The organism is Clostridium sp. MCC328 (assembly GCF_018785465.1).
GTDB lineage: Bacteria > Bacillota > Clostridia > Lachnospirales > Lachnospiraceae > Pilosibacter > Pilosibacter fragilis.
This window is the reverse complement of record NZ_WQPW01000154.1, coordinates 26,702-48,203: the sequence shown is the minus strand read 5'-3', so window position 1 is coordinate 48,203 and position 21,502 is coordinate 26,702. Positions and strand designations below refer to the sequence as shown.

Genomic DNA, 21,502 nt, shown 5'->3' with positions numbered 1-21,502 from the left:
TCGTTCGACTTGCATGTGTTAGGCACGCCGCCAGCGTTCATCCTGAGCCAGGATCAAACTCTCATGTTAAAGTGTTTGTACCCAGATTCAAAACTTAGCTTGGCTAATTTTTAAACCGTTCTACTGTTTTGTTAGGTTTTGTTCTGAATGTTCTCATTCATGGTCTAAACCAGAGACCATTTTTATAAGAATTTTCAGGGTTTTACATACTGTTCAGTTTTCAAAGAACTGTTTCGTTGCCGTTTCTTGCTCTCAGCGGCAACTCGTTTATTCTATCATACCGTTTCCGGTTTGTCAAGAACTTTTTTAACTTTTTTGAAGAAGTTTTTCTTCATAAGTTAAAGCGCAGAAGGAGGGATTTGAACCCTCGCGCCGCTACTAACGACCTACTCCCTTTCCAGGGGAGCCCCTTCAACCACTTGGGTACTTCTGCATTGGTTGACTCACATCTTGCTTTTTGCAAGATCGATATTCAGTTCTGCACCAGGAACTCATCTCTCTGGCTCCGCAGTACAGTTAGCGGAGAGAGTGGGATTCGAACCCACGCGCCCTTGCGGACAAACGGTTTTCAAGACCGCCTCGTTATGACCACTTCGATATCTCTCCAAAGCGCTCTCTCAAACGTGCTCATTAATAATACCCCACAATACCATTTTTGTCAAGCATTTTTCCAAGTTTTTTTCGTTTTTTTATTCTTTTCCAATTGTATACAAAATATGCTATCCCATGTATTGCAATCATCAACATCTGGTATTCTCATGTCATATATCCAATAAACTCATTTCTCCTTTTGAAAAGAATTTTTTCAGAATTTTTCTAAAAGTCTAAAATTCGTAACTGTTCAGTAGGTCTGCGCACTTGCTGCGCTGACCGTAAGAAAACATAGGCTGGAGGGCAAAAATCCCATCAGCGAAGCTGATCTGGAATGGATTTTTGCGTGTAACTATGAAGGTACTGAATAGGTACTAAAATTCTTTTATCTGTTAAGCCAGAAAGGCGTGATCTCCTTTTCCCGGAAGACCACGCCTTTCTCTGACTGCCACTGGCAGATCCATATCTTCTATTATAGAAAGAATCTATTGTACCCTATGAGCACAAAGAGCCTCCGCGATGATCATATCCTCCGGAGTTGTCACTTTGATGTTTGAATAACTTCCCTCGATAAACTTCACCTTTGTGTCCGTCATCAGTTCCACTACCATTGCATCATCCGTAATACGGCTGCGGTCTGTTCCGGGTGCAAATACCTTCTCGTAGGCGCGGTAGATCAGACCGAAGCGGAATGCCTGAGGTGTCTGGATCTGCCATAAGGTACTGCGGTCCGGCGTGCTTGCAGAAAATCCCTCCGCATCCGCTGCCTTGATCGTATCCTTAACCGGCATCGATGCCACACAGGCAGAAAACTCCCGGACACCATCCACAGCTCTCGCGATGATCTCTCCGTTTACAAGCGGTCTTGCACCATCATGGATCAGAACGATACCGTCCTCTGCGAATCCTACGGCCTTTAAAGCGCAAAGTCCATTCCGGACAGAATCATACCGTTCTTTTCCTCCCGCAACGACCTGTCTCACTCTGGTAAATCCATACTGCTCCACGATATTCCTTTTACAGAATTCCACTTCGTCTGCTCCGGCCACCAGAATAATCTCATCCATCCCTGCCTTCTCAAAGGCCCGCAGGGCATGAACAACCACCGGTTCCCCCTTTAAGAGAAGATACTGCTTTGCCACCTTGCTGTGCATCCGCTTTCCATGTCCTGCTGCCAGCACGATGGCTGCTGTTTTCACCTGTTCCATTACCGCTCTCCCAGTTTTAGGTTCGGCACCGCATTGAGGTCCCAGCCTGCGCGGACTCCGTTGATATACTCATAGTATCCCGCAGCACCGATCATTGCTGCGTTGTCGGTACAGAAGATCGGTGACGGATAGTAGAATTCGATTTCGGCTTTCTCACATGCCGCCTTCATGCCTGCGCGCAGGGCAGAGTTTGACGCAACGCCGCCCGCAATGGCGAGCTTCTTGTAGCCAAACTCCTTTGTTGCCGCAACGGCGCGGCTCACGAGAACATCCACCACCGCGTTCTGGAAGGAAGCGCAGAGATCCGGCACACAGATCGTCTCTCCCTTCATCTCCGCCTGGTTGATATAGTTTAATACAGCGGATTTCATGCCGCTGAAGCTAAAGTCATACTGGGATCCGCCGACTTTTGCCCGCGGAAATTCCATGGCATGAGGATTTCCCTCTTTTGCCGCCTTGTCGACCTTCGGGCCGCCCGGGTAGCCAAGACCTACGGCGCGGGCAACTTTATCGAATGCCTCTCCCGCTGCGTCATCCATCGTGCGTCCGATGATCTCGAACTCACCGTAGTCCTTCACGATCACAAGATGCGTATGTCCGCCGGACACGATCTCACAGACAAACGGCGGTTCCAGATCCGGGTGCTCGATAAAGTTTGCGGATACATGTCCCTCGATATGATGAACCGGCACCAGCGGCTTCTTTGCGGCGTAAGCGATAGCCTTTGCCGCCGCAACGCCCACGAGAAGCGCGCCCACAAGACCAGGTCCGTAGGTCACAGCGATGGCTGTGATCTCATCTAATGTCATGTGTGCTTCGTCTAAGGCAGCCTGAACCACCTGATTTACCTTCTCAATATGTTTCCTTGACGCGATCTCCGGCACAACCCCGCCGTAAAGTGTGTGGAGCGCGATCTGGGATGAGATCACGTTAGAAAGCACCTCACGGCCGTTTTTTACAACAGCGGCCGCTGTCTCATCACAGGAACTCTCGATTGCAAGTATATATACATCTTCTTCAACACTGTGTATCTTCATTTCTTAATCCTCATCAAATCCAAGTTCAGCAGACCAGCCGTCGCGGGCAGTCTTAATTTTCGGGAAGATTTCCCGGATCTCGTTTAAATATTCCTCCGGATGCATTAAGGACGGGCTGTAATGGGTCAGCCACATCTCCCGCGGATTCGCCTCTTTACCGAGCTTTGCCGCCTCCTGGAACATCATATGCTTATTCTCCCGCGCGTTGGCAATTTTTTCCTTCTCACCGTACATGCCCTCGCAGATAAAGAGGTCATTGTCCGCGGCATATTCGGCGATTGCCGGAACCGGGCGCGTGTCAGTCGTGTAGGTAACGGAAATTCCGCGGCGCTTTTCTCCCAGCACCATGTCCGGGGTCAGGATCTTACCCTCGTGCTCGATGGTCTCGCCTTTCTGCAGTCTGCTCCAGAATTTCTGCGGAATCTCCTGGGCTCTCGCCCGTTCCACATCAAATTTGCCGTTTCTCGGGATCGTAATGCGATATCCATAGCAGGTCACGCGGTGGTTTACGCGGAATGCGTCCACCACATAGGGACCCGCCTGAAATTTTTCTCTCGGCTCCGTGAGTTCTTTAAACACAAGCGGGAACGGAAGTTCCGGCGCAATGGTGCGCAGGGCACCAACGACACGTTCCAGACCTTTCGGTCCCACCAGAAGTACCGGCTCCGTGCGCTCCGCGTTTCCCATGGTCAGGAGAAACCCCGGAAGTCCGCTGATATGGTCAGCATGGTAGTGGGTGAAGCAGATCACGTCCACCGGCTTCGGGCTCCATCCCTTTTCTTTCAATGCGATCTGGGTTCCCTCGCCGCAGTCGATCAGCAGATTGCTACCATCGCAGCGCGCCATCATGGACGTTAGCCAGCGGTACGGCAGCGGCTGCATGCCGCCGGTTCCCAGTAAACAGATATCTAACATGTATTTTCCTCTGCATTCTATGATAATAAAAGTTTATATTTATCCAGTCTGCACGTATCATACCATAAAGCGGAGGTCATATGCAAGAGATGGAAGTTGATTCCTGGGCAGGAACCGCAAGAAGTATTACTGTTCACGCCGCGCAAACAGTAACTGATTTTGCCGATGCTTCGCATTCCGAATCGGCAAAATCCATTACCATCACTGTATTGTACGGAATTTTCAGTTCAGAAAATTCCTACCCGTGTACAGTGACCAAGAAGTACAGAACTGCCGACGTCAGCTTCTTCTGAATACCCGGCAATAGAAAACGAGTACAGACAACCGCCCGTACCCGCTTCTAACATTCAAATATGCTCTTGCAGCGCAATCTGGTCTGAACCTGTTTCAGCATAACGGCATTTCTGCCGCATACCGCCTGCGTTTTCAAAGCAGCTCGATCTCATCCTCCACGTCCACCGGAACCCGGAACTCCGCTGTCACTTCGTTGTAGCAATCCTCGCACAGGTCAAAATGGTGGATCTCCCCGTCTTTTTCCGAAAAGAAGTCCCATCTGTGATCTGATGTAAACACACCTTCCCGCACGATCCCATGTTTCACCGCCAGTTTTTTCCCACAGCGGTTGCAGATCACACAATCCAGCCTGCCATCTTTTCCGTATTTTCTCATCGTTTCTTTTCCTCCGCCTTCTTTATCCCCGGCTCTTCCGGAGTCCCCTACAGTATAGCGGATATTTTCATGATTTTAAGTGGGAATCGATGGAACGGAACGTCTCCACATGATGAGGGCATCCTCCACCGGATTCTGATAGTAATTTTTCCGCACAGCCTCCGCCTGAAAACCATAGGATTTATAAAGGTTTATGGCAGGTGTGTTTCCGGCGCGCACCTCCAGAGTCAGGTCCGGCGCTTCCTTTTCCTTTGCAGAGATTTCCAGACGGTCCATGAGTTTCTTTGACTCCCCACAGCCCCTGTGTTCCGGGAGCACTGCGATCCTCATGAGCTCGCCTTCGCCGGCGAGGAAGCGGAAATTCGCGTATCCGATCCTGGTGCCGTCTGTATCTGTCAGCACCCAGGCCTCGTCCCACTCACTCTCAAGCAGGTCAGAGAGGAGCTTTTCAGACCAGGCATCCGAAAAGCAGGTCTGTTCGATCTGCTTCACAGCGGAAATATCATCCACAGTCATCGCGCGAAGCACAGCTCCTGCCTGTTCCGCGGATTTTTCACCGCTGTTTTCGTTATTTATGTATTTATTGTGATTGTTGGAATTTTCATGAATAATGTCTTTTTCCACTATATTCTCCTTTTCAACCGCATTCCACAGGCTTTCACACCATGCACGACGGATCTGCCGGATTTTTGCCGGAATTTTCGTTCATGTGAACAGACTGCCGGGAAATAAATTCCCGGCAGAGTCTTATCACAATATTCGATTCCATATATGACTTTACAGCCAAGTCCTATCTCTTTTTCTTCGGCGTAAAGTCCTCCTCGATGACCTTCCATGCAGCCTCAACGCTGAAGTACTCGCGGATGTATTTCTGGGTCTCCTCGCACATTCTGCGGCATTCTGCCGGATCCTGATACATCTTGACTACCTCGTCAGCGAATGCCTCCGGTCCGTCGGCAACCTTCATGACGCGATCCGCCTCCGGGATTCCCTCGGAACCGATGGATGTGGTGACGATGGCAGCTCCATTGTAGACTGCCTCGACGACCTTGCCCTTAACTCCGGCGCCGTAGCGCAGCGGAACCACAACGATGCGGGATGTGGAATAAAGAGACGCAAGCTCTTCCTCCGTGACGAAGCCTTTGACAATGATGCCGCTTCCCGGCTGTTCAAGCGCTTTGATCTCGTCTGTCACCTTGGAGCCAACCACATAGAAGTTTACGTCGATCCTCTGTCTGATCAGCGGGAAGATCTCCTTTGCGAACCAGAGAACCGCGTCCGCGTTCGGCGGATGCGCGAAGCCGCCGACAAACAGCAGTCCTTCCCTCTTTGCGAAGTCCTTGTCGATATTCTCCAGGAATTTCTCATAGACATAGGCTGTGATCGCCTTGATCTTGTACTCCGGATGGATCGCGTGGATCGCCTCCTCCTCCACGTAGGACGGATAGTAGGAGACCGCCGCCTTCTCCATCAGGGAGAATTCGATGGATTTCCAGTAATCGGACTCCCGTTTCTTCTTGATATCGCCGGTGAGCTCGTACTCCCGGTACTCTCTTAAGAAATGCAGATCATGTCCGTAGTAGATCACCTTGATATTGGTGTTCTTCTTAATAAAATCAACATACTTGATGGCGATATGCGGACGGTTCAGGTAGGCAAAATCGATCTCATCTTTATTCTTTGTCAGCCAGTCCCAGATACCTGCCTGGTACTCCGGCCCATATAAGATCTCCACGCCCATCTGCTGAAGTGTTGTGGAGTACGGCTCCTCGTGAAGGAAGTTGTCTCCGAGGAATTTCACGGAATATCCCATCTTCACGAACATTTTGAGGTACTGGTAAGTAGTCTTGGAACCCGCGTCCTTATCGAAGGTCGGAACATAATGGTCCACGACAAGGATCACCGGCTTCTTCTGGCTTCTCTCACGGGCACGGAACGGGTTCGGATTGCCTGTATTTACAGACTGCTTTTTGAACTCCTCCGCCCACTTTTCCTTTAGCTTCTTACTGTTCTCCACCTGGTAGCGCTTTAGACCGGTTCCATTTACGTCGGTACCGTTGGAGACGCCCTCGAAGTGGATGACTTTTGACAATGGCTGGTAGACTACGCGGTATCCGGCTTTTCTCACCTCGAAGGCAAGGTCGGAATCCTCGCAGTACGCCGGTGCAAACAGCTCGTCGAAACCGCCGATCTGTTTCCAGAGGTCATTGGATAACAGGATCGCCGCACCGGAGATATAGTCCACATCCTTCACGTAGTTGTATTCCGGCTTCTCCGGATCGTCAAGACGTCCATAATTCCAGCCGGAGCCGTCGCTCCAGATGATTCCCCCCGCTTCCTGGAGACGTCCGTCAGGGTAGACCAGCTTGGAGCCAACCATACCGATCGTCGGATCAGACTCAATGAGGTTCACGAGTGATGAGAGCCAGCCCGGAGTTACCTGTGTGTCATTATTTAAGAACATCACATATTTTCCGCGGGCCGCCTTCGCTGCCTGGTTACAGTTTCTCAGGAAACCCTGGTTCGTCTTGTTTCTGCAGATCACGAGATTCTCCGCGTACAGGGACAGCTCCTTAGTCGCGTCCGTGGACACGTCATCGGCGATGATGATCTCATAGGTCACATCCTTCGTGTTCTCTAAGATTGAGAGCAGGCAGGCATAGGTATAGTGGATCTGGTTGTAGACCGGGATCACGATGGACACGGTCGGGTGCTCCACATAGTCAAAATGGAGTTTTCCATGCTCTAAGTAACCGGCGCCGATCTTAAAGTCGCCGCGGATCCTGTTTCTTCCGTCCTTTGTGAAATACAGCCTTCCGTATTTTCCCGGATGGAAGACGGTATTCTTGAAGTACCCCGCGATCTTTCTCTTTCTTGTGCCCTTCGGCATGACTTTATCCACAGCGCGGTGGCATTTCCGGAGAACTTTCCACATGATCGCCTCATGTTTCGACAGGTACTGCAGATCTCCCGCCATTCTCGCGTTCTCGCTTCTCAGGCTGGCGATGATGGCATCCAGGTTCGTCACATGATTGTTTGTGAGACGCTGGACTTCCTGCTGCTTCATGATCGTGATGTCCTTCTCGGAGATCTCCTGCTTTAAGTTCTCGCACCAGTCTTTTACCTTGTAGAGCTCGCTCTCGCGGTCAAGAAGAAATTCCACGGTCTTTGTCGGCTGCTCGTACTGTTTCATGTAGCCGAAGGAGCCTGCATCATGGACATAGGACTGGAACGCCTTTTCCATGCCGTCAAAGATCTGGAGTTCTCCCCCTGTGATCCCGAAATGGGCATAGAGATCCTCTTCTTTTACGTTGAGGACTCTCTCGTAGCGTCTGTAAAAATATAAGAGGTCGCGGTATTTCAAAAATTTCTCCGGGATTGGGAAATCAAATACCCATTCATAGTCGATTCCGTAGATGCAGTTCTCGTTTTCCGGCACCATCAGGTTCTCGAAGAGCCCATCCACATTGGAGACCGCGGCTGCCTTATCGTCGATCATCGGAACTTTTCCGAATACCGTCTCGAACTCCGGTGTCGCCTCAAAGATTTTCGCGTCTGCATTTTCCGGGAACAGCACCTTCATCACGGTCTCAAGCTCCTGATACGGAACCTCGCCCATAACGATAGCCTCGCCCAGGGCATCCCCGACCGTCTTGCCGTTTAAGTACTGGAAGGAGACCGTCTTCTTATCCTTTTTCCATTCCGGCTTCAAGAAACGGATGGCAGGATTCAGATCACGGATCTTCTCATATTTTTCTCCGAAGGAGCGGATATGCGCCTCGCCAGCCTCTGTGAGAGCCGTTTTTTCAACGGTGAGAACTTCGTCCTCCCGCACGATCTCTGTCTTTAACTGGAACTGCGCCGCTCTGGTCCGGTTGTATTTTACAAATAAAATCTGTCTCATGCCTTCCCCTTTTCCCACATGCCAAGGAATGAGTTCGTGAATTTCGTGAAGTCCCCATTTCTGCATGCGTTCGCCATGGCTTTCTCCTCGTTTCCGAACCAGAGTCCCGGTCCGTCAAGACGGGCGGAGATGTTCGTCACATCGCCGGTCTGCGGGAGATAGCCGTCGGAGTAGATGGTCATCGGGTAACGGTAGTCCGGAACCGGATAGTAGAGCATTGCGGTTCCGCCAAATTTCTCTTTTAAGTCCTCAAACAGACCACGGAACTCCACCTCCAGGAAGGAGTGCTCAAATGGCTCCGCTCCCATAAAATAGCGGACACCAGACTCATTCTCCGCTGCCGCTAAAAGCCTTCCGCCAGGTCTCACAAGAGCAGCTGCTCTTGCCAGCAGATCTGCTGCCCCGTTTTTCTCTGTCCCGGAGAGCATGGACGGCAGGATCACATAGTCAAAGCCATCCTTATAGAGAGCATCCAGTTCTTCTGCCGCACGCTCTTTTCCCTTGTACTCTTTCCATCCAAGAGACTCTGTTCCCGCCTTTGGAAGTTCGCCGCGGACCAGGCAGAGATTTTCCTTCTCTCCGTGTCTTTTCCGATTCACCTCCAAGTTCTCATCCAACGGATCCAGAACGACCACCTCACCGGCGCGCTCCGCAAAGAGCCCGGTACAGGAACCGTAGTCGGATCCGACCTGGAGAACCCGGTCCTTTTTTCCTATTTCCAGCCACTCGAAAAGGTTTTCCCTTAACGGCGAAAATGCGTAGAGACACCACGGGCTTGTTTCACCCCGCAGTGCCGCCTCCGCATCTCCTTTATACTTTTCGAGCAGGTCAAGAAGTTCATAACTGTAATCCTTCATCTTTTTCTCCCGCTTTTACGCCCTTGTGAGCGATGTCTCCACCTCAGACTCCATGTCGTAGACGCCGACCGTATTCTTGTTGGAGATCACCGTAATGTTTGCAATGTTGTACAGGCGGTGGTAGACCACATGTTCCTCGCCCTCGAAGCCGGTACAGCTCATAGAGAGCAGGTACTCGCCGCCCTGTAATGTCATCTTCTGGGTAAAGGAAACGTCGTAGACATCGCCATCCCCCACCGGTTTGATATCGCATCCCTCGTACATGGTGTTCGTTCCGGTGAGGTCTGTTCCCTTTTTATCGCGGATCGTGTAGGTAAAGATCGGACTCTTGATCGGCGCATGGAAGCGGATCCGCTCCTTGATCGTGAACATCTCTCCCTTTAACAGAAGGTTTGTGAGATTTCCTTTCGCGTCGAAGAGTCCCAGGTCGAAGATCTCAGCCCGGCCGTCACCGTACTCGGTGCGGTCTGTGTTGATGGTGATCTTATCCTTCATGAGGGATCCGTCGGAATGGGATTCCTCCGCCTTCGCCTTTTTCTCATCGCCTAACATCCCGCCGGAATAATCGCTCTCCAGTTCTTCATTTAAGGAATCCAGCTGGTTTGCCAGGATCTTCTTATAGAGATCCACCATGTGACCCGGCTCACCTTCCGCGATGAATTCGCCCTTGTTTAAGAGAACGACCTTATCGCAGTATTTGATGATACTGCCCATATCGTGGGTAACCATGAGGATCGTTGTTCCCCTCTGCTTGATCTCCTCCATCTTCCGGTAACATTTTGCCTGGAAGAATACGTCTCCGACAGACAAGGCCTCGTCGACGATCAGGATCTCCGGCTCCACATTAATGTTGAGCGCAAACGCCAGACGGACGAACATACCGCTGGAGTATGTCTTCACCGGCTGATAGACAAAATCGCCGATATCCGCAAAATCCAGGATATCCTGCAACTTCTCATCCATCTCCTTCCGGGAATAGCCCATCATCGTGCCGTTCATATAGATATTTTCGATTCCGGTGTAGTCCATGTTGAAGCCGGCACCAAGCTCCAGAAGTGCGGAGATCTTTCCCTCAACGTCCACCTGGCCTGTGGTCGGTGTGAGGACACCGGTGATGATCTTTAAGATCGTTGATTTACCGGAACCGTTCGTTCCGATAATGCCCACCGTCTGTCCTTTTTCCACGTTGAAGGACAGACCATTTAAGGCATAGAAGTCTTTGTGATAGCTTTTATGTGTCAGGCTTAAGGATTCTTTCAAGCGGTCGATCGGCTTGTCGTAGAGCCTGTACACCTTCGTCACGTCTTTTACTGTAATCGCATTGGCAGACATGGTTTCCTCCTACAATACATCTGAGAAATGCGGACGGAGCCGCTTGAATACTTTGAGTCCCACTAACATGGTGATCAGGGTCACTGCCCAGAAATACACGGTCAGTGTCGGACGCATGAAGAACCAGTCTCCCGTCAGCATGCTGTCACGGTATCCCGCCGCAATATAGTAAAACGGGTTCAGCTTCAGGATCATCGGAGCCATCGTCAGACCTTTGTCGAGGAATAACTGCTCGCTGTACATAATCGGGGTCAGCCACATGCCGAACTGCAGGCAGATGCTGACGATCTGTGCCATATCCTTAAAGAATACCTGAATCGCACTCGTAAGGTACGTGAGCGCCAAAGCGTACATGGATGTGGCAAAGGAATAATAAATGATCTGGATCCAGGAAATCTGCGGTCTTTTGCCGCTGACCAGGAATACGATAAACATGATTGCAACAAAGAACGCATGGACGAACAGGCAGGAGATCAGTTTGATCACAGGCAGGATCTCCACCTTAAATACTACTTTTTTTACCAGGTAGTTGTATTCCTGAAGGCATCCTGTTCCGCAGTTTAAGGCTTCGGAGAAGAAGAACCACGGGGCGATACCCGGAACCAGCCACTGGACATAGGAGGCGTTCGGCACCGGCGGCGCACTCTTGAATCCGATGGGACCGAAGATGAGCCAATAGATCAGGACGGTGACGATGGGCTGGATAAACATCCAGACAACACCAAAATAGGAGCCGACAAAACGTTTTCTGAAATCTGCCTTGGAGAGTTCCCAGATCAGTTTTCTTTTTGCCACCAGCTCCTTCAGTAATGAAGTCAGATAATTCACGCTTTAACAACCTTTCTGCTTTATCGCAGCGCCAGCTTCTTGTATTCATTGTATGAAAAAAAGAAGCTTCTGGCATTCCGTGCCGCACTGCTAATTGCTAACGATCAAATTTGAAGATCTCTTTGAATCCCGGCCACTTCTGGTCTTTCTCGGAGATGATGAGCTGCATGTCCGGTGTGATCGGCCACTTTACGCCGATCGTCTCATCGTTCCATGCAAGTCCGCCCTCGTCACCCGGATGATAGAAATCGGTGCACTTGTAGGCAAACTCTGCCTCGTCGGAGAGAACGACAAAGCCGTGTGCGAAACCTTCCGGAATGTAGAACTGTTTCTTGTTCTCTGCGGAGAGCTCAACACCGAACCACTTTCCGTATGTCTTGGAGTGTGTTCTTAAGTCAACGGCTACATCGAAAACTGTTCCACGTACCGCACGGACGAGCTTGCCCTGCGGGAACTGCTTCTGGAAATGAAGGCCGCGGAGTACGCCCTTTACGGACATAGACTGGTTATCCTGTACGAATACCATGTTGAGTCCAGCCTCTTTGAAGTCGTTCTGGTTGTATGTCTCCATGAAGTATCCGCGCTCGTCGTTGAATACGGTCGGCTCGATCACATGAAGGCCTTCGATTACCATTCCATCTGTTTCACAGGAAGAAACTTTGATCTTTCCCATAGTTTTTTACCTCACATTTTTATAAATTTACGGCTGCAATATTTCTCTTTCGGCATATACCCATCTCATTTCTGAAGCAGAAATATATGCTTTTCCTGCACAACCGCTGTATTTTCGCCATTTTCGGCATTTCCGCACTACATCATACCACCCCACAGGCGGAATGACAACTTTTTTCTGCGTTGTGCCACTGCGCCGCCATTTGTATATAGAAGCAGGCAGCAGGTCAGTTTACATAATTTTTAGCTCTATTTCCAGTAATTGCGGTTCATAGACAGCTTTACTGCCAATTTTCTTGGCAGCTTCTTATACCTTTTCCCGGCAAGATACCCCAGATACTTGAATCCGCTGTCCACCACAAGCTTCGGGACGAGGTACGCGTGCCCCGTCTTTACGAGCCAGCGGGCTGTGTCCTTCACCATGCGGATGCCCTCGCCCTCGGACCGGATCCCGGAGAATACGTCGGGATTGTCCGCCTGGGAGATCGCCAGGTCAAAGTTTCTGTGGAACTGCTGGGACGCTGTATAGTTATGGGAGTGGATCACTCTCGCGTCCGCCGCGTAGTAAACCGCGTATCCATTCTTCATGGCCTTCGCCGCGAAAATCATGTCCTCGTTGAAGATCGTCTTCCGGATAAAACCACCGAGTTTCCTATAGATCTCCCGCTTATATGCCGCGCAGACATTGGAACAGAAGTAGGTCTTGATCCCCAGGGTGTCGAGATCTGAAAGTCTCTTGACCCGGCTTTTGTCCGGATAGTTAAAATCTCTCGTGTGGCGCTCGATGATATTGCAGTCCGTTGCCGGAAGCTGTCTCGCATATGCCACAGCGATATCGTCCCCGGAGAAAAGTGCGTCCGTCAGGGCTTTTATCAAATTTGTATCCGCTGGAAGCGCGTCATGGGTCATGCAGACACAGACATCCGCATCGGAGTGCCCGATCCCGGCGTCTCTTGTAGCACCATGGTCAAACTCTTCCTTCGTCACATGGTACACGGAGAGATTTTCCGGGAGTCTTCCCGGTTCCAGGGTCTCCGTCCACTTATCCCACAGGTACTTTTCTGTATTCATGATGATCAGCCGGTCCACCGGTACGGTCTGGCGTCCCAGCCGGTCAAATAATTCCAACAATCTGTTTCCCGGACCATAGACCGGGATGATCACATCAACCTTCATCGTGTTTTTGAGCTCTCTCTTTCTGTTTCATAAATCCTGCAGAGAAAATTCCAAAGAATACCATCAGTGCCGCCATCAAAAGCATGTATACGAAGGCGCCTCCCTGGATTCCTCCCATCCGCACGAACCAGCCGGAAGAAAGCACCGCAAGTACGCTGACGAAGGCGTAGCCCAGGATGATGAACCTCTGTTTCTGCATGATAATAAGGGAATAGTAAAACAGGTTCATGAATGCGTTGAGGGCGCCGCCGATGATGATCAGTACCAACGCCATGCGGCAGGTGGAAAGTCCTTCTCTTAAGTTTGGGTACAGCAGGCTGATCACCGGAATTCCCAATAACCACGCACCGCCCACCGCGAGAACGGTCAGGGCCGCAATAATCAATGCAAGGTTCATGATGATCTTCCGGAATGCTTTTAAGTGGCCTGTCTCCCAGTCCACCGCGAGCTTTGTGAGGTACGGTCGGATCACGAAGCCGGCAACCAGGTTGATTACGCTGGTCGGCATGAAGATCGCGCCGTAGACTGCGAGATCACGGTCTGCCATATGGGCCTCGATGGCGTATTTTGATGCGGAAAAGATATAGAAGTCCAGAACCACCGAGAAAAATAACAGAATATTATCCCGGAAGAGCTGGAATTTCTTTCCGCGCCCCGACTTCCATGTCACATTCGGGAGTTCCCGGATCACAAGGAAATCAAACAGGGAAAATCCCATAAACTGCGCGCCGACTGCCCAGATACTGGCCGTCAGAAGCTCTCCTGTCACCGCGAGACTTCCGAGGAAACAGGTTACGGAGAGGATCGTCCGGAACGCGTTGGATTTTCCCGTCAGGTACAGTCTTCCGCTCCGCTGAAATTCTGCCTCGTATGTATCCGCCAGGGCATCGATGACCTTGTAGACCACCATCAGAAAAACGACAGCTGCCTTCTCAAAGGTATATCCGCTGACAAGGACGTAGCCAAAGCCCACAAGGATCGCGAGACCGCAGGTGATGAGGCGCAGTCCCAGATAATCGCCGAAGGTATATTTCTCCCCGGTATCCGTGATCTGGAACGGGCGGATCCCAAAGTATGCCGCCATGAACATGTGCTGTCCGAAGGTGGTAAAGGCGAAGGTGAACACTCCGCCCGCGTCCTCGCCCGCAAGCTGGACCACCGCGATAGAGAGCACCATGGACGCAAAGGCGTAGAGGAAGCTTCCGATCATATTCCAGATAATGTTCTTCTGCTCCGACACCGCGGATCCGTCGCCAATGATGAGTCTGGCGAACCCGTGAGGCGTTTTCGGCCGGTTATTCATTTCCAAATTCCTTCTTCACGCAGGACAGGGCGGACTCGATAACCTTATCCATATCGTAATAGCGGTATTCCGCGAGTCTTCCGCCGAAGATCACATTCTTCTCTTTTCCAGCGAGTTCCGCGTATTTCTTATATAATTCCTGGTTTCTCTCATCGTTTACCGGATAGTATGGCTCCATGCCCTCGGTCCACTCCGCCGGGTACTCTCTCGTGATGACTGTCTTCTCCTGGGTTCCGAACTCGAAGTGTTTGTGCTCAATGATCCTCGTGTACGGAGTCTCGCGGTCGGTGTAGTTGATGACCGCATTGCCCTGATAGTTGTCGCAGTCTAAGATCTCCGTCTCAAACCGCAGACTGCGGTACTGGAGTTTTCCGAAGCAGTAGTCGAAATAGCTGTCGATGGTTCCTGTATATACGACCTTGTCCGCAAGGGCGTCATATTTCTCCTTGTCAGCCAGGTAGTCGGCTCCGAGGCGGATCTCACAGCCCTCGAAGAGCTTTTCCGTGATCTTATTGTAGCCGCCGATCGGGATTCCCTGGTAAAGGTCATTGAAATAGTTGTTGTCGTAGGTGTAGCGTACCGGGAGACGTTTGATGATGAAGGCTGGGAGCTCCTTGCAGTCTCTGCCCCACTGTTTCTCAGTGTAGCCCTTGACAAGCTTCTGGTAGATATGGGTTCCCACAAGGCTGATGGCCTGCTCTTCCAGGTTCTTCGGCTCGCCCTTGATGACCTTTCTCTGCTCATTGATGATCTTTTTTGCCTCCTCCGGAGTGGAGATTCCCCACATGCGGCTGAAGGTGTTCATGTTGAACGGCATGTTATACATCTCGCCCTTGTAGTTTGCAACCGGGCTGTTTGTGTAGCGGTTGAATTCCACGAGGCCGTTCACAAAGTTCCAGACTTCCTTGTTGCTGGTGTGGAAGATATGGGCGCCGTAACGATGTACGTTGATGCCCTCGATATTTTCGCAGTAGATGTTTCCGCCTGCATGTTCTCTCTTCTCAAGAACCAGGCAGGTCTTTCCGGCTTTTTTTGCGTAGTACGCGAAAACTCCGGCGAAAAGGCCGCTGCCCACTAACAGGTAATCATATTGTTTCTTCATATAAACTGTTCTCCTCATTGTCCCGGCTTTTCTGCGCCGATGTGTTTTGCAGCATGGGTGAGCTGGATTTTGTGTCCTGCTGCCTGAATTACTCTTCTTCCTTAAGAAAGATTTTTTCTTTCGGAAGAATTTCGCGGAGCTCCTCCACGAGCTGGACTGCCGCAAACAGGGCCGATCCGGCAAAAATGAAGATATCACCCAGGTTGAAGACCACTTTTTTCAGTTTCTTCCACTGGATGCTGAAATAGTCCACCACATATCCGCGTTTGAGCCGGTCATAAAGGTTGCTCGCTCCGCCGGCCAGCACCAGGGTCAGCGCCGTCTTCTCCAGCACACGTCCCTTCTTTCCGATCACATACGCCCATGCACCGGCTACCGCCGACAGCATGCAGACCGGGACCATCTCCACAAGTTTCGGGGATTCCTTCATGAATCCGAAGGAAAAGCCCGGATTGTGATTTTTGTAGAGGCGGATCAGACCGCCTGATTCTTTTACGGTTTTCGGGAATTCTTCATCTGGTCTGGCTTCGATCTCTTTTTTTACAGCCAGATCTGTAAGCGCAAGCGTCGTTCCGAATGTCAAAAATCCAAACATCGCGATTCCCCTTTCTTTCCTAAACTGATATGATGCCGGGTCCAGATACAGAAATCCCTCTGCAGGCAGCCCTGCGTCGGATTTTTGATCTTCTATCCCTTGTATCATCTTACAACATTTTAAAGAGTCCGTCCATATCTTTCTTGGATCCGGGTCTTATCTGCATTCTGGATACATATACAGTATAAACCATTTTTCTGCGGAGTATCAGCCATGGCATGTAGAAATTCTGTCGCATCGGAAGAGTTTGCAGATTTTATCGCGCCCTATTTTACCTCTCCCGAGAACTTTATGCGATCACAGGGGACAGACTGCATTGATTTCGTGAATTCCACGCTGGCGGTCGTCTATATCCCGTTCTCCACGATAACATCCTTTTCCTATACCTCCTATACATATTCGGCAATTCCGAAACTATATAGTCTTTTAGATGTCACAAGTATGGATGCTGCGGGGATCACAGCGGCAGATGAGCTTCCGGTGCTGAACAATCAGGGGGAAGGAGTTCTTATTGGATTTGTGGATACCGGGATTCATTATATGGATCCTCTGTTTCGGAGCGCGGATGGGAGTACCAGAATCATTGGGATATGGGACCAGACACTCCCGCCGTCTTCTGAAACCTCATCCTTCTTCCCGGTCCTTTACGGCTGCCAATATACTGCTGCCCAGATCAATCTGGCCCTGAATTCCGATGATCCCGCCTCCATCGTTCCAACCCGGGACGAAAACGGGCATGGAACCTTCCTCGCCTCCATCGCCGCCGGAAACCGGGACGAACGCGCCGGATTTTCCGGGGCAGCTCCGCGGGCATCCATCGCCATGGTGAAGTTAAAACCAGCAAAACAGTATCTCCGGGATTTTTACCTGATCCGGGACGGGGCTGACGCATATCAGGAAAATGATATCCTGATGGGCGTCTCCTATCTCTACGCTCTCGCGCGGGAATACTCCATGCCTCTTGTCGTCTGTATCGCCCTCGGCACCAATATGGGAAGCCACATGGGAACGAGCCGACTCGGACAGTATTTAAATCAGGTCAGCCTTTCAAATGGTTCCGCCGTCATCACCGCCGCAGGAAATGAAACAGGAGCGAGACACCACTTTCAGGCAGTCATGAATGCCGATACGATGAGATCACAGCGGAACTTCGTGTGGGGGAACAGGAAACGGGATTTTCCATGGAATTGTGGGCAAATGAGGTTGGTGTCTACACGGTGGGTTTTATCTCGCCCACCGGGGAGATTGCAAAAGAGATTCCCGTTTCGCTCCGGGGCGAGAACACGTTGTCCTTTCTTCTGGAGCAGACTCAGATCACTGTCTACACCCAGATCGCCGACGTGAGCGCCGGGAGCCAGTTTATCTTCATGCGCTTTGAAAGACCGATGTCCGGGATCTGGCGGATCCTGATCCGGAACTCTCTGGACATCCGGGAAACCTTTCATCTCTGGCTTCCGGTACGGGGTTTCATCTCGGATGAGACTTATTTTCTCCGTCCGGATCCCGACACGACCATCACAGATCCCGGAAATGCCCAGTATCCCATCACCGTCACAGCCTATGACCACACGCGGAACAGTATCTACATCCATGCCAGCCGCGGTTACAGCCGTTCCGGGCAGATCAAGCCGGATCTCGCTGCTCCGGGCGTCAATATTTTAGGGGCATCCGCCTCGGGAATACGCCTCACGAGAATGTCCGGCACCTCCGTTGCCGCCGCCCATCTCGCCGGAGCCGCTGCGATCCTGCTGCACTGGGGTGTCCTTAACAGAAGTTATCCGTACCTCAACACTCCGGTATTGAAATCCATCTTCGTCCGCGGAGCACAAAGAAATCCAGCGCTCACATACCCGAACCGTGAATACGGATATGGAACACTGGATCTGTATGAGGCATTTTTACGTTTACGGAATTTATAATTCAAATCACGCCGCCCTGCAAAAACTGCACGGACTCTTTATCATCCGCTGTTTTATTTTCAGCCTTTCTGCATTTACTGCACCTGCGGCGCCTTAGCATTCACCGCCGCTTCCACTGGTCCGGGCAGAGCTTCCTTCTTCTCCGGTGCGGAATACTCCCGCATCTCGATCCGCGGGCCACCGTGTTTTTCCAGATACGCACGGGTGATCGTCACGGAACCGATCTCCGGATCCTTCGGGATCTCGAACATGATATCAAGCATGAACTCCTCGATGATCGCCCGGAGTGCTCTGGCTCCGGTATCTTTCTTTAACGCCTGCTCTGCAATCCATTCCAGAGCGTCATCGTCAAAATCCAGATTTACCTCGTCCATGGCGAGAAGCTTCTTATACTGCTTCAGGATCGCGTTCTTCGGCTCTTTTAAGATCCGCACGAGGAAGTCTTTTGTCAATCCCTGAAGTGTCACAGTCACCGGAAGTCTTCCAAGGAACTCCGGGATCATGCCAAACTCCCTGAGATCCTGATTGGTAACTCTGGAAAGAAGGTTCGGATCCTTATCATACTTGTCTTTCGGATCGGAGCCGAAGCCGATGGACGTCGTATTGGTGAGACGCTCCTTGATAATATTCTCAAGATCCGGGAAGGCGCCGCCGCAGATAAAGAGGATATTGTCTGTGTTGATCATCTCCATCGGGGTCATGGCGTTCTTCTGTCCTGTTCCGACCGGGACCTCCACATCCGCACCCTCTAAAAGCTTTAACAGTTCCTGCTGCACGGACTCGCCGCTGACATCGCGGGTGTTCGTGGATTTCTTCTTTGCGATCTTATCGATCTCGTCGATGAACACGATGCCCATCTCCGCTTTCTGCACATCACCGCCCGCCGCTGCGAGGAGCTTTGTGAGAACACTCTCGATATCGTCACCGATATAACCTGCTTCTGTTAAGGATGTGGCATCCGCGATCGCAAGCGGCACATCGAGGAGCTTCGCCAGAGTCTTTACGAGATACGTCTTACCGCTTCCGGTAGGTCCGATCATCAGGATATTTGACTTTTCGATGTCGATATCGGTTCCGTACTTCCCGGCATCCGGGGATGTCTTGGAAAATACACGCTTATAGTGGTTGTAGACTGCGACAGCGATCACCTTCTTCGCCTGCTCCTGTCCGATCACATACTCGTCGAGCTGTGCCTTGATCGCATGGGGGGCCGGGATCTCGCTGAGCTTAAACAGCTCCTTTTTTACTTTTTTCTTCTTTTTCCTGCGCTTATGGCCCTGGCCCATGAGGGCGCCGAGGTCGATCTGCCCCACCGGGATTCCGAAAATATTTCCCAATGGAATTCCCTCTGATCCGTCACCGTCCTCCTCGAAATCATCGCCATCTTCGGTCTCGTCAGCATCCACAACGGTCTGCTCTGCGTCCTCATCCGTGTCTGCTTCAGCCGGATTATCCACAGAATTCTGTTTTTCCGCTTCGCTCACGTCATCTTTCTTACCCGCAGCAGTTCCGGTATTCTCCGGCTTCTGTGCCTCATCTCCGACTCCCATCGGATTCAGATACATATTTTTCAACAGCTCCGGCGTGATCCCGGACATCTTTGTCCAGTCCATACCACTTCCCATCATCATATCAAACGATCTCTGCATACAGTCCCGGCACACCTGCAATCCGCCCGGCAGCGTGATCATTTTTCCTGCCTGACTCTCCGTCCGTCTGCACATGCAGCAGATCTTCTCATATCCGTTATTTTTGTTGTCTTCCAAATTTTTTCTCCCTGAACCTTCTATCGTTTCTCATGGATACAGGCCGCGGCCTGTCCACGCGTTTTCTGCCTGTTTTTACAGAATTATAACCTATTATAATGCAAATTGAGTCTTCCCGCAACCGAAAAACCATGTGTAAATTTTCTGACAGAATCGTCTTTCGCCTTAACAGTATCTGAACTCTGCCCTCTGTATTTTTTTGATGTTTTTTGTAGTTTGAATTTAACATGGAATTGTAGCAACTAAGTAACTGTTTGGCAGGTCAGCGCATTCCTGCATCGACCGTAAGTAACACAGGCTTGACCGCAACTGTGAAATCACTGAACCGTTACCTGGTGAACAACTATATAAGAGGGGGTAAATCTTATGATCACTTTACAGCTCGACATGTACCAGGCCTGCGCCCTCGGCGCTCTCGTCTATTGTCTCGGACGACTCATGGTCAACAAACTTTCATTCTTAAGTAAGTACTGCATCCCGGCACCGGTTGCCGGCGGTATCGTATTCGCCTTTGCTCATCTGGCGTTATACGCAGCAGGAATTCTGGAACTCTCCTTTGACACAACATTACAGAGTGTCTTCATGACGGTCTTCTTCTGCAGCGTCGGATTCACAGCCTGCTTCCGTCTGTTGAAAAAGGGCGGACTTCAGGTATTTCTGTTCCTCGGACTCGCAGTCGCCATCTGTGTCATCCAGGACGCAGTTGGCAGCGGTCTCGCAGCAGCCTTTGGTCTGGATCCGCTGCTCGGCTTATGTATGGGTTCCATGCCGTTAGTAGGCGGACACGGAACATCCGGTTCCTTCGGACCGCTTCTTGAAACAGATTACGCCGTTGTAGGCGCTACCACAGTTGCTCTCGCGGCAGCTACATACGGACTTGTATCCGGAAGTATGATGGGCGGCCCGATCGCACGTGCCCGTGTTGAAAAACTCCACTTAAAATCCACAGCAGCTGAGGAAGGCAACGAGACAGCTGAGGTTATGCCAGCCGTTGATGGTCAGAAATTCACAACATCCGCAATGTTTTTAGCAGTTGCCATCGGTCTCGGTACTCTTATTTTCACATTCTTCAAGGATGTATGCCACCTGACATTCCCGACTTATATCGGCGCTATGCTCGCAGCAGCAGCGATCCGCAATATCTGGGATGTCCAGCGCAAAGAACTTCCGATGGTTGAGATTGACGCCCTCGGCGGACTTTCCTTAAATCTGTTCCTGTCCATGGCTATGATGAGCTTAAAGCTTTGGCAGTTAGCAGCACTTGCTCTTCCGATGATCGTCATCCTGCTTGTTCAGACGATTGTTATGTTCCTGTACGCGAACTTCGTTGTATTCAACGTTATGGGACGTGACTACGAGGCAGCTGCCATGACAACTGCATTCTGCGGTTTCGGTATGGGCGCTACCCCGAACGCTATGGCAAACATGAGAGCACTCGTTGAGCGCTACGGTGCAGCTCCGAGAGCATTCTTCATCGTACCGTTAGTAGGAAGCTTATTCGTTGACTTCTTCAACTCCATGGTACTGACCACGTTCATGAATTTCCTGTAAACATGTTTTCAGGAACTTTTCGATAAAACCTTTATACCTTTACAAAACAAGACCGCCTTTCCCGTGATCACTCCAGG

Annotated in this window: 19 protein-coding genes, 2 tRNA genes and 1 rRNA gene; 4 read left to right on the top strand and 18 right to left on the bottom strand. The window is 50.9% G+C overall.

The window, feature by feature from the left end; translation table 11 throughout:
* The 6 genes from GPK83_RS16660 to GPK83_RS16635 all read right to left on the bottom strand — a co-directional run.
* Nucleotides 1-69 (bottom strand): 16S ribosomal RNA (locus tag GPK83_RS16660); the annotation flags it as partial.
* Nucleotides 70-344: 275 nt separating this feature from the next.
* Nucleotides 345-433, bottom strand: a tRNA-Ser gene (locus GPK83_RS16655).
* Between the two features lie 87 nt (nt 434-520).
* A tRNA-Ser gene (locus GPK83_RS16650) sits at nt 521-606 on the bottom strand.
* A gap of 470 nt (nt 607-1,076) precedes the next feature.
* Entirely contained in the window at nt 1,077-1,799 is a 723-nt protein-coding gene (gene ispD / locus GPK83_RS16645) for a 2-C-methyl-D-erythritol 4-phosphate cytidylyltransferase (RefSeq protein ID WP_015553887.1), read from the bottom strand.
* Entirely contained in the window at nt 1,799-2,836 is a 1,038-nt protein-coding gene (gene tsaD, locus GPK83_RS16640; RefSeq protein WP_215705342.1) for a tRNA (adenosine(37)-N6)-threonylcarbamoyltransferase complex transferase subunit TsaD, read from the bottom strand. The genes ispD and tsaD overlap by 1 nt, the downstream gene beginning before the upstream one ends.
* 3 nt (nt 2,837-2,839) lie before the next feature.
* Nucleotides 2,840-3,751, bottom strand: a complete 912-nt coding sequence (locus tag GPK83_RS16635) for a ribonuclease Z (protein WP_015553889.1) — start codon at nt 3,749-3,751, stop codon at nt 2,840-2,842.
* 80 nt (nt 3,752-3,831) lie between these two features.
* On the opposite strand from GPK83_RS16635, the gene GPK83_RS16630 reads away from it, so the two are divergent.
* Entirely contained in the window at nt 3,832-4,044 is a 213-nt protein-coding gene (locus tag GPK83_RS16630; RefSeq protein ID WP_117471104.1) for a hypothetical protein, read from the top strand.
* 133 nt (nt 4,045-4,177) lie between these two features.
* On the opposite strand, the gene GPK83_RS16625 is transcribed toward GPK83_RS16630, so the two are convergent.
* The 11 genes from GPK83_RS16625 to GPK83_RS16575 all read right to left on the bottom strand — a co-directional run bounded on the left by GPK83_RS16625 (nt 4,178) and on the right by GPK83_RS16575 (nt 16,189).
* Complete coding sequence (locus GPK83_RS16625; RefSeq protein WP_015553890.1) at nt 4,178-4,420, bottom strand: hypothetical protein; 243 nt, start codon at nt 4,418-4,420, stop codon at nt 4,178-4,180.
* A gap of 75 nt (nt 4,421-4,495) precedes the next feature.
* Nucleotides 4,496-5,044, bottom strand: coding sequence for a ribosomal protein S18-alanine N-acetyltransferase (gene rimI, locus GPK83_RS16620; RefSeq protein WP_242990672.1), 549 nt, complete (start codon nt 5,042-5,044; stop codon nt 4,496-4,498).
* A gap of 166 nt (nt 5,045-5,210) precedes the next feature.
* Nucleotides 5,211-8,324 carry a glycosyltransferase gene (locus GPK83_RS16615; RefSeq protein WP_215705341.1) on the bottom strand — a complete coding sequence of 1,038 codons (3,114 nt, stop codon included), beginning with the start codon at nt 8,322-8,324 and terminating at the stop codon, nt 5,211-5,213.
* Complete coding sequence (locus GPK83_RS16610; RefSeq protein WP_215705340.1) at nt 8,321-9,181, bottom strand: hypothetical protein; 861 nt, start codon at nt 9,179-9,181, stop codon at nt 8,321-8,323. Before GPK83_RS16610 ends, GPK83_RS16615 begins: the two co-directional genes overlap by 4 nt.
* 15 nt (nt 9,182-9,196) lie before the next feature.
* A complete protein-coding gene (locus tag GPK83_RS16605) occupies nt 9,197-10,513 on the bottom strand; it encodes an ABC transporter ATP-binding protein (RefSeq protein ID WP_015553894.1) in 1,317 nt (438 codons plus the stop codon).
* Nucleotides 10,514-10,522: 9 nt separating this feature from the next.
* Nucleotides 10,523-11,341: an ABC transporter permease gene (locus tag GPK83_RS16600; RefSeq protein WP_215705339.1), complete on the bottom strand. Its 819-nt coding sequence runs from the start codon at nt 11,339-11,341 to the stop codon at nt 10,523-10,525.
* Nucleotides 11,342-11,438: 97 nt separating this feature from the next.
* Nucleotides 11,439-12,014 (bottom strand): dTDP-4-dehydrorhamnose 3,5-epimerase, encoded by a 576-nt coding sequence (gene rfbC / locus GPK83_RS16595; protein WP_015553895.1) that lies wholly within the window; start codon nt 12,012-12,014, stop codon nt 11,439-11,441.
* A 248-nt stretch (nt 12,015-12,262) separates the two neighbouring features.
* A complete protein-coding gene (locus GPK83_RS16590; RefSeq protein ID WP_117485453.1) occupies nt 12,263-13,189 on the bottom strand; it encodes a glycosyltransferase in 927 nt (308 codons plus the stop codon).
* Nucleotides 13,179-14,492 (bottom strand): lipopolysaccharide biosynthesis protein, encoded by a 1,314-nt coding sequence (locus tag GPK83_RS16585; RefSeq protein WP_015553897.1) that lies wholly within the window; start codon nt 14,490-14,492, stop codon nt 13,179-13,181. Before GPK83_RS16585 ends, GPK83_RS16590 begins: the two co-directional genes overlap by 11 nt.
* Nucleotides 14,485-15,594, bottom strand: coding sequence for a UDP-galactopyranose mutase (gene glf / locus GPK83_RS16580; RefSeq protein ID WP_117514494.1), 1,110 nt, complete (start codon nt 15,592-15,594; stop codon nt 14,485-14,487). Before glf ends, GPK83_RS16585 begins: the two co-directional genes overlap by 8 nt.
* An 88-nt stretch (nt 15,595-15,682) precedes the next feature.
* Complete coding sequence (locus tag GPK83_RS16575) at nt 15,683-16,189, bottom strand: signal peptidase II (RefSeq protein WP_215705338.1); 507 nt, start codon at nt 16,187-16,189, stop codon at nt 15,683-15,685.
* A 213-nt stretch (nt 16,190-16,402) separates the two neighbouring features.
* On the opposite strand from GPK83_RS16575, the gene GPK83_RS16570 reads away from it, so the two are divergent.
* The gene (locus tag GPK83_RS16570) at nt 16,403-17,533 is read left to right on the top strand and encodes a S8 family serine peptidase (protein ID WP_345941841.1); all 1,131 of its coding nucleotides are present in this window, start codon (nt 16,403-16,405) and stop codon (nt 17,531-17,533) included.
* Entirely contained in the window at nt 17,476-18,108 is a 633-nt protein-coding gene (locus tag GPK83_RS17460; RefSeq protein WP_345941840.1) for a S8 family serine peptidase, read from the top strand. The genes GPK83_RS16570 and GPK83_RS17460 overlap by 58 nt, the downstream gene beginning before the upstream one ends.
* Nucleotides 18,109-18,182: 74 nt before the next feature.
* Here the strand turns inward: GPK83_RS17460 and clpX are convergent, their stop codons facing one another.
* On the bottom strand, nt 18,183-19,874 hold the full coding sequence (clpX, locus tag GPK83_RS16565; RefSeq protein WP_215705337.1) for an ATP-dependent Clp protease ATP-binding subunit ClpX: 1,692 nt from the start codon (nt 19,872-19,874) through the stop codon (nt 18,183-18,185).
* A 366-nt stretch (nt 19,875-20,240) separates the two neighbouring features.
* On the opposite strand from clpX, the gene gltS reads away from it, so the two are divergent.
* The gene (gene gltS / locus GPK83_RS16560) at nt 20,241-21,425 is read left to right on the top strand and encodes a sodium/glutamate symporter (RefSeq protein ID WP_215705336.1); all 1,185 of its coding nucleotides are present in this window, start codon (nt 20,241-20,243) and stop codon (nt 21,423-21,425) included.
* Nucleotides 21,426-21,502 lie beyond the last annotated feature (77 nt).